General features: G+C 68.3%; 6 protein-coding genes. 5 read left to right on the top strand and 1 reads right to left on the bottom strand.

The window, feature by feature from the left end:
• Window positions 1–81 precede the first annotated feature (81 nt).
• Window positions 82–1,482, bottom strand: coding sequence for an aminotransferase class V-fold PLP-dependent enzyme (locus ACWGR4_RS43595; protein ID WP_452130641.1), 1,401 nt, complete (start codon window positions 1,480–1,482; stop codon window positions 82–84).
• 235 nt (window positions 1,483–1,717) lie between these two features.
• Here ACWGR4_RS43595 and ctaC point away from each other — a divergent pair, with 235 nt between their 5' ends.
• From ctaC to ACWGR4_RS43570, 5 genes are all read left to right on the top strand, one after another.
• Window positions 1,718–2,581 carry an aa3-type cytochrome oxidase subunit II gene (gene ctaC, locus ACWGR4_RS43590; protein ID WP_380012547.1) on the top strand — a complete coding sequence of 288 codons (864 nt, stop codon included), beginning with the start codon at window positions 1,718–1,720 and terminating at the stop codon, window positions 2,579–2,581.
• Window positions 2,582–2,584: 3 nt separating this feature from the next.
• Window positions 2,585–4,303: an aa3-type cytochrome oxidase subunit I gene (ctaD, locus tag ACWGR4_RS43585; protein ID WP_380012550.1), complete on the top strand. Its 1,719-nt coding sequence runs from the start codon at window positions 2,585–2,587 to the stop codon at window positions 4,301–4,303.
• On the top strand, window positions 4,300–4,698 hold the full coding sequence (locus ACWGR4_RS43580) for a cytochrome c oxidase subunit 4 (RefSeq protein ID WP_078977531.1): 399 nt from the start codon (window positions 4,300–4,302) through the stop codon (window positions 4,696–4,698). The genes ctaD and ACWGR4_RS43580 overlap by 4 nt, the downstream gene beginning before the upstream one ends.
• 219 nt (window positions 4,699–4,917) lie before the next feature.
• Window positions 4,918–6,207, top strand: a complete 1,290-nt coding sequence (locus ACWGR4_RS43575; protein WP_452130640.1) for an Ig-like domain-containing protein — start codon at window positions 4,918–4,920, stop codon at window positions 6,205–6,207.
• Between the two features lie 265 nt (window positions 6,208–6,472).
• The gene (locus ACWGR4_RS43570; RefSeq protein WP_452130639.1) at window positions 6,473–7,651 is read left to right on the top strand and encodes an Ig-like domain-containing protein; all 1,179 of its coding nucleotides are present in this window, start codon (window positions 6,473–6,475) and stop codon (window positions 7,649–7,651) included.
• Window positions 7,652–7,745 lie beyond the last annotated feature (94 nt).

The following is a 7,745-nucleotide window of genomic DNA, read 5'->3' as shown; positions in this document are numbered from 1 at the left end:
TTTTTTTTATAAGATCTCTGTGTGGTGGGGGGCGGGGCCCCCGGCCCCCCCCGGGGCACCCGAGAGTCGTCGCGGCGCGGATCAGGAACGGCGCCGGACCACATACGCGCTGCCGCGCTCGCGGGGTTCGGCGCGGACGAACTCGTGGCCGGTCATCTCGCACCAGGCCGGGATGTCCAGCGCCGACGCCTCGTCGTCGGAGAGCACGGTCACCGCCGCGCCCTCCTCGACGTCGAGGATGCGCTTGGCCAGTTCGATCACCGGGATCGGACAGCGCCGGCCCAGCGCGTCGACCACCACACCCTCCTCGGCGCCGACCGCGGCCGGCGCCGCCGGCGGTTGCGCGACCACCGTGCGCAGCCGGGCGACCAGGCCCGGCAGCAGCGCCAGGAAACGGTCCACCTCGGCCTCGGCCGTGCCGCGCGGCAGCGAGACGCGGATGTTGCCCTGGGACAACACGCCCATCGCCTCCAGGACATGACTGGGCGTCAGCGTCGAGGACGTGCACGAGGACCCCGAGGACACCGCGAACCCCGCCCGGTCCAACTCGGCCAGCAGCGCCTCGCCGTCGACGTACAGGCAGGAGAACGTGACGATGTGCGGGAGTCGCTCGACCGGGTCGCCGACCACCTCGACGTCGGGCACCGTCTCGCGGACCCGGGCCCGGATCCGGTCGATCAGCCCGGACAGGCGCGCGTCCTCCTCGGCCGACTCGGTGCTCGCCGCGCCCAGCGCGACCGCGGCCGCCACGATCGCCGGCACGTTCTCGAAGCCGGGCACGCGCCGCGCCTCGCGCTCGTCGTAGGGCAGCGCCGACACGTAGCGGGTGCCCTTGCGCACCACGAGCAGGCCGACCCCGGCCGGGCCGCCCCACTTGTGCGCGCTCGCGGTCAACACCGACCACCCGTCCGGGACCGGCATTCGGCCCACCGACTGCGCGGCGTCCACGAGCAACGGCACGCCCGCCGCCCGACACGCCGTCACCACCTCGGCGATCGGCTGTACCGTGCCCACCTCGTGGTTGGCGCTCTGCACACACGCGAGCGCGGTGTCCGAACGAAGCGCGGACGCGAACGCCGACACGTCGAGGCGGCCCGTACGGTCCACCCCCGTCCGGGTGATTTCCGCGGTCGTTCCGCGCTGCTCCGAACGGGCCGCGTGAGCGTCCGCGGTGTGCAGTACAGAGGAGTGTTCGACCGCCCCGAGCACCAGATGGGCACCCACGCGGCGGCGTCCGGCCAGCACGCCGAGCATGCCCAACTGGACCGCCTGTGTCCCGGATGTGGTGAATGACACTTCATCAGGTCGGGTGCCGAGCACGGACGCCACGGTCTCCCGCGCGGCGTCGAGCAGCATCCGCGCCCGTCGACCGTCGTGATAACCGCGCGCGGGGTCGCCCCAGCCCTCGTCGAGCGTGCTCAGGAACGCCGCTTTCGCGGCCGGGTGCAGTGGTTCGGTGGAGGCCGCGTCGAAATACGCCATGGGTCGGACCGTAGCCAATATCCGAATCCCGGACGCGTTCGGGCTGTTCGCCCGAACGGACGCACCGTCACATCAACCCGGCCCGCCACACCAGACCTCCGCGCGCGACCCGAATAGGGCTGGAGTAGGGTTTGGCCCGCAGAAACATCCATACCTGTCCGCGCAACGGGTCGCCAGGGAAGAAAAGTTCCCCACCCCGACTCGCGCGCGGGCGAGACATTCGGGAAGGCGCTACGTGAGTCCCTACGGCTCCGACCGCTCGCCGCGGCGCTGGATGCGGCGCAGGGTGCCGCAGCTGCTGGCTCTGGGCCTCGTCACCGCGACCGCCACCGGCTGCTCCGTCGATTCCAAGGACCTGCCGAGACTCGGCCTGCCCAACCCTGTCACCGAGCAGGGTCCGCGAGTCCTGTCGCTCTGGCAGGGCGCCTGGATTGCAGCGCTGATCGTCGGGGCCGTGGTGTGGGGGCTCATCCTGTGGAGCGTCGCGTTCCACCGCCGGTCGCGCACCAAGATCGAGATCCCGCCGCAGACGCGATACAACCTCCCCATCGAGGTTTTGTACACGGTCATCCCCGGCATCATGATCGCGGTTTTCTTCTACTTCACCGCGCGTGACGAGACCAAGCTCGAAGAGCTCTCCAAGAACCCCGACAACGTGATCAACGTGGTCGGTGTGCAGTGGAGCTGGTCCTTCAACTACAAGGGCGACCCGGCCGACGGCACGGTCGACGTCTACGAGCAGGGCACGCCCGGCAAGAAGCCGACGCTCTACCTGCCCGTCAAGGAGTCGATCCGGTTCGATCTCACGTCGCCGGACGTCATCCACTCGTTCTGGGTCCCGAACTTCCTGTACAAGAAGGACATCATCCCGGGCCGCACGAACAAGTTCGAGGTCGTTCCGACCAAGAAGGGCACCTACGGCGGCAAGTGCGCCGAACTGTGCGGTGTGGACCACTCGCGCATGCTCTTCGACGTGAAGATCGTGGACAAGGCCGACTACGTCCAGCACCTCAAGGAGCTGGCCGCGAAGGGCCAGACCGGCGAGCTGCGCAGCAAGATCAACGAGCCGGCCCCCGTTGACGCGCACGGGAAGAAGTGACGAGTGACAATCCTCAGTGAGCCACAGACCGTGGCCCCGGACGGGCCGCCCCCGATCCGCCGGAAGCAGCCCGGGAACATCGTCGTCAAGTGGATGACGACCACTGACCACAAGACGATCGGGTCGATGTACCTGATCACCTCCTTCGTCTTCTTCTGCATCGGTGGTGTGCTCGCGCTGCTCATGCGCGCGGAGCTGGCTCGCCCCGGCACGCAGTTCATGTCGAACGAGCAGTTCAACCAGTCGTTCACGATGCACGGCACGATCATGCTGCTGATGTTCGCGACGCCGCTGTTCGCCGGCTTCACGAACTGGATCATGCCGCTGCAGATCGGCGCCCCCGACGTGGCGTTCCCGCGCCTGAACATGTTCGCCTACTGGCTGTACCTGTTCGGCTCGATCATCGCGGTGGCCGGCTTCATCACCCCGCAGGGTGCCGCCGACTTCGGGTGGTTCGCGTACGCGCCGCTGTCGGACGCGGTGCGTTCGCCGGGCATCGGCGGCGACATGTGGATCATGGGTCTGGCGATGTCGGGCTTCGGCACCATCCTCGGTGCCGTCAACTTCATCACCACGATCATCTGCATGCGCGCGCCCGGTCTGACGATGTTCCGCATGTCGATCTTCTGCTGGAACGTCCTGCTGACCTCGGTCCTGGTCCTGATGGCGTTCCCGGTGCTGGCCGCAGCGCTGTTCGCGCTGGAGGCGGACCGCAAGTTCGGCACACACGTCTTCGATCCGGCCAACGGCGGACCGATCCTGTGGCAGCACCTCTTCTGGTTCTTCGGCCATCCCGAGGTGTACATCATCGCGCTGCCGTTCTTCGGCATCGTCTCGGAGATCATCCCGGTCTTCGCGCGCAAGCCGATGTTCGGTTACAAGAGCCTGATCGCCGCGACGATCTCGATCGCGGGCCTGTCGGTCACCGTGTGGGCGCACCACATGTTCCCGACCGGCGCGGTCATGCTGCCGTTCTTCTCCTTCATGACGTTCCTCATCGCCGTACCGACCGGCGTGAAGTTCTTCAACTGGATCGGCACCATGTGGCGCGGCTCGTTGTCCTTCGAGACACCGATGTTGTGGACCGTCGGCTTCCTGGTCACCTTCGCCTTCGGTGGCCTCACCGGCGTCATCCTCGCCTCGCCGCCGCTGGACTTCCACGTCTCCGACACCTACTTCGTGGTGGCGCACTTCCACTACGTGGTGTTCGGCACCGTGGTGTTCGCGATGTTCGCGGGCTTCCACTTCTGGTGGCCCAAGTTCACCGGCAAGATGCTCGACGAGCGGCTGGGCAAGATCACCTTCTGGACGCTGTTCATCGGCTTCCACACCACGTTCCTGGTGCAGCACTGGCTGGGTGCCGAGGGCATGGCCCGTCGGTACGCGGACTACCTGGACTCGGAAGGCTTCACCACGCTGAACACGATCTCGACCCTGGGCTCGTTCCTGCTGGGTCTGTCGATCCTGCCGTTCTTCTACAACATCTGGAAGACGCACAAGTACGGCAAGAAGATCACCGTGGACGACCCGTGGGGCTACGGCCGTTCGCTGGAGTGGGCGACCTCCTGCCCGCCGCCGCGGCACAACTTCACGAGCATTCCGCGGATCCGTTCCGAGGCGCCCGCCTTCGACCTCCACCACCCGGAGATCGCCGCGCTGGAGTACCTCACCGACGAGCGTTCCGAGGCATCGCCCGAGCTGGCGAAGGGAGCCGAGAAGTGAAGTTCAACGGTGTCCTGTTCGCCGTCCTGGCCGTGTTCCTGCTGCCCGTGACGATCGTCTACTGGGTGCTCTCCGAGGACCCGACCGGTACCACCGCGTTGTCGCTGACCTTCGGTCTCGCGCTGATGATCGGGTTCTACCTGATCTTCACCGCGCGGCGGATGGACCTGCTCGCGCAGGACAACGAAGAGGGCGAGATCGCCGACGACGCCGGCGAGTTGGGCTTCTTCGCCCCGCACAGCTGGCAGCCGCTGATGCTCGCGCTCGGTTCGGCGCTGCTGTTCCTGGGCGTCATCTTCGGGTGGTGGCTGGCGATGTTCGCCGCGCCGATCGTCGCGATCGGCGTCTTCGGCTGGGTCTTCGAGTTCTACCGGGGCGCCGACCAGCGCTACTAGGACCGCCGCCGCGGGCCACCGGTTCGCAACCAACGCAATACGGTTTCGCCACAAGGCCGATCATCCGAAAGGGTGGTCGGCCTTGTGTGATATCTACAAGGGACTCCCACACCCTCGAATGTCACCGATGTGTGACTGTTCGCCGGTTGTAGCAACCTCGACGGGGGGTCGATGCGTCAAATGGGCGCAAGGGAGTACCAGGACGAGGGAGGGACACGCGTGCCCCGGATACACGGAGCATCGCGCACGGGGGCAGCGGGCGGCGGCATACGCCTCTTCGCGGGACTCATGGTGGCGCCGCTCATATTCATCGCAGGCTGCTCGTCCGACGGCGGCAAGACCGAACCCGGCGGCTCCGGAGGTACTTCCGGCGGCACGGGGGGCGGAACGAACAAGAAGGTCGCGGCCGGTCCGGCGACCATCGCGATCACTCCCGCCGACGGCACCAAGAGCGTGGAGACCGACGGCGTCCTCAAGGTCGACGCGACCGGGGGCAAGCTCACGTCGGTGGTGGTGACCGACGCCAAGGGCAAGACCGTGGACGGGCAGATCAGCCCCGACGGCATCGGCTGGAAGCCGACCGCGCCGCTGGCCAACGGCGGGGCCTACACGGTGGCCGCCAAGGCCGCCAACGCGGACGGCGCCGAGGTCACCGCGCAGAGCAAGTTCAACACCAAGTCCGCCGACGACACCTTCGTGGCCGACTTCAACGTCGACCCCGACAGCACCTGGGGCGTCGGCGCCATCATCTCGCTGAAGTTCAACGCGCCGATCAAGGACAAGGCCGCGATCGAGCGCAACCTCAAGGTGGTCAGCGAGCCCGCGGTGCAGGGCTCGTGGTCCTGGCTCAAGGACCTCGACGGCAACGACCGGATCGACTACCGCCCGGAGAAGTACTGGGCGAGCGGTACGAAGGTCAACCTCAAGGCCAACCTGACCGGCGCCAAGGCGGCGCCGGGGGTCTACGGCAAGCAGACCAAGGACATCAAGTTCACCATCGGCCGCTCGCTGGTGGCGACCGCGGACCTGAAGTCCAAGCACATGTCGGTGAAGAAGGACGGCGCCGAGGTGGAGGACCTGCCGATCTCGGCCGGCGGGCCCAACTACCCGACCTGGGGCGGCACGATGGTCGTGCTCGACAAGGTCGACGGCATCACGATGGACTCCGAGACGGTCGGTCTCGGCGACGCCTACAACATGAAGAACGTGCGGCACGCGGTACACCTGACCGCGTCCGGGACGTACGCGCACGGCGCGCCGTGGAACGAGGGCAAGTTCGGGCGGCAGAACGACAGCCACGGCTGCATCGGGCTCAGCGCCTCCAACGCGAAGACCTTCTTCGACCTGGTCAACCAGGGTGACCCGGTGGAGGTCGTGAACAGCACCGACAAGACCGTCAAGGCCGGCAACGGGCTCGGCGGCTGGAACGTGGACTGGGCGACCTGGGTCAAGGGCAGCGCGCTCGGCGGCGCCGGTTCGACGGCGGCTCCCGCCGCTCCGGCCGCGTAGGGCGCGGGATCCGAGGAAGACGAGAACAGCGGACCGGGCCCGTGATCGGGCCCGACAGGGTAGGGCGAACCGCCCGATCGCGCGATCCGACCGGTGGTCGGAATCAGGCGATCGGGCGGTTTGTCTGATTATCCGAATGAATTGGGACCATCCCGGCCACTCTCGATGCGGCAACCGCGCGTGCTCCGCGCTCGCCCCGCACGGCTGGAGGTCTTGCATGATGCGGAATGGAGCTGTTCGCCCCCGGTGGCTCTGCGCGGCCCTCGTGTCGGCGATTCCCCTGGTGTTCGTCGCCGGCTGCGGGACCTGGGACAAGCACCGCGACGCCGACAAGCCCCGCCCCGACGCGGGCGTCGCCCAGGTGGCGGTGGACGTGCGGCCGGACCGACCCGCGCAGCCGGGCCGGCCGATCGTGGTCAGCGTGCGCGAGGGCCGGTTGTACGCGGTGAACCTGGTCGGCCCCGACGGCAGGGCGGTGCCCGGGGGCAACGCGCCCGGCGACGCGACCTGGTCCAACTCCGAGCCGCTGGGCTACGCCACCGAATACACGCTCACTGCGTCCGCGGTGGACGCCTTCGGGCACACCACGACGCGTACCGAGGACTTCACCACCATCGCCCGGGACGCCGAGTTGACGGTGGACACGGTGACGCCGGACGCCGACTCGACGGTGGGCGTCGGCATGCCGATCACCGTCACGTTCCACGGGCCGGTCACCGATCCCGCGCAGCGCGCCGAGGTGGAGCGGCACCTGGAGGTGTCCACTTCCGCGCCGGTCGAGGGCGCCTGGGGCTGGGTGGACGACAAGACGGTGCGCTATCGGCCCAGGGCGTACTGGCCGGTCGGCACGAAGGTGGCGGTGCTCACCAGCCTGCTCGGCGTCGACTTCGGGCACGGCGTGTACGGCGGTCCCGGCGGGCGGGTCGGCTTCGACATCGGCGATTCGGTGATCGCCACGGTGGACTCCGGGGCGCACACGATGACGGTCAGGCGCAACGGCACCGACCTCAAGACCGTCCCGGTGACCACCGGCAAGCCCGGCTTCACCACCCGCTCCGGCACCAAGGTCGTGCTCGGCAAGGCGCCGCACGTGCTGATGGACGGCACCACGGTCGGCATCTCGGCGGACAGCAGCGACGGCTACCGGCTCGACGTGGAGTGGGCCACCCGGGTGACCTGGAGCGGCGAGTTCGTGCACGCCGCGCCGTGGTCGGTGGGCTCGCAGGGCAGCGCCAACGTGAGCCACGGGTGTGTGGGGATGAGCACCGACAACGCCAAGTGGTTCTACGACCAGGTCAAGATCGGCGACGTGGTCACCGTGGTGAACACGGGCGATCCCAAGGCGATGGAGCCGATCGGCAACGGCTACGGCGAGTGGAACCTGGACTGGCCGGACTGGCTGGCCAGGAGCGTCGTGGGAGCGGGCACGACCCGGCCGCTGTGAGGGCGATGTCGGTGCCTGTGCCGCCAACCGTGACCTCCGGGGGCCGCGTCGGCCCGCGGGGCGGCCGGGAAGGGCCCTGTACGGCCGACTGCGG

The organism is Embleya sp. NPDC055664, assembly GCF_053618075.1.
Note: the sequence above shows the minus strand (reverse complement) of the source record. Positions and strands in the feature narration are given on the sequence as shown.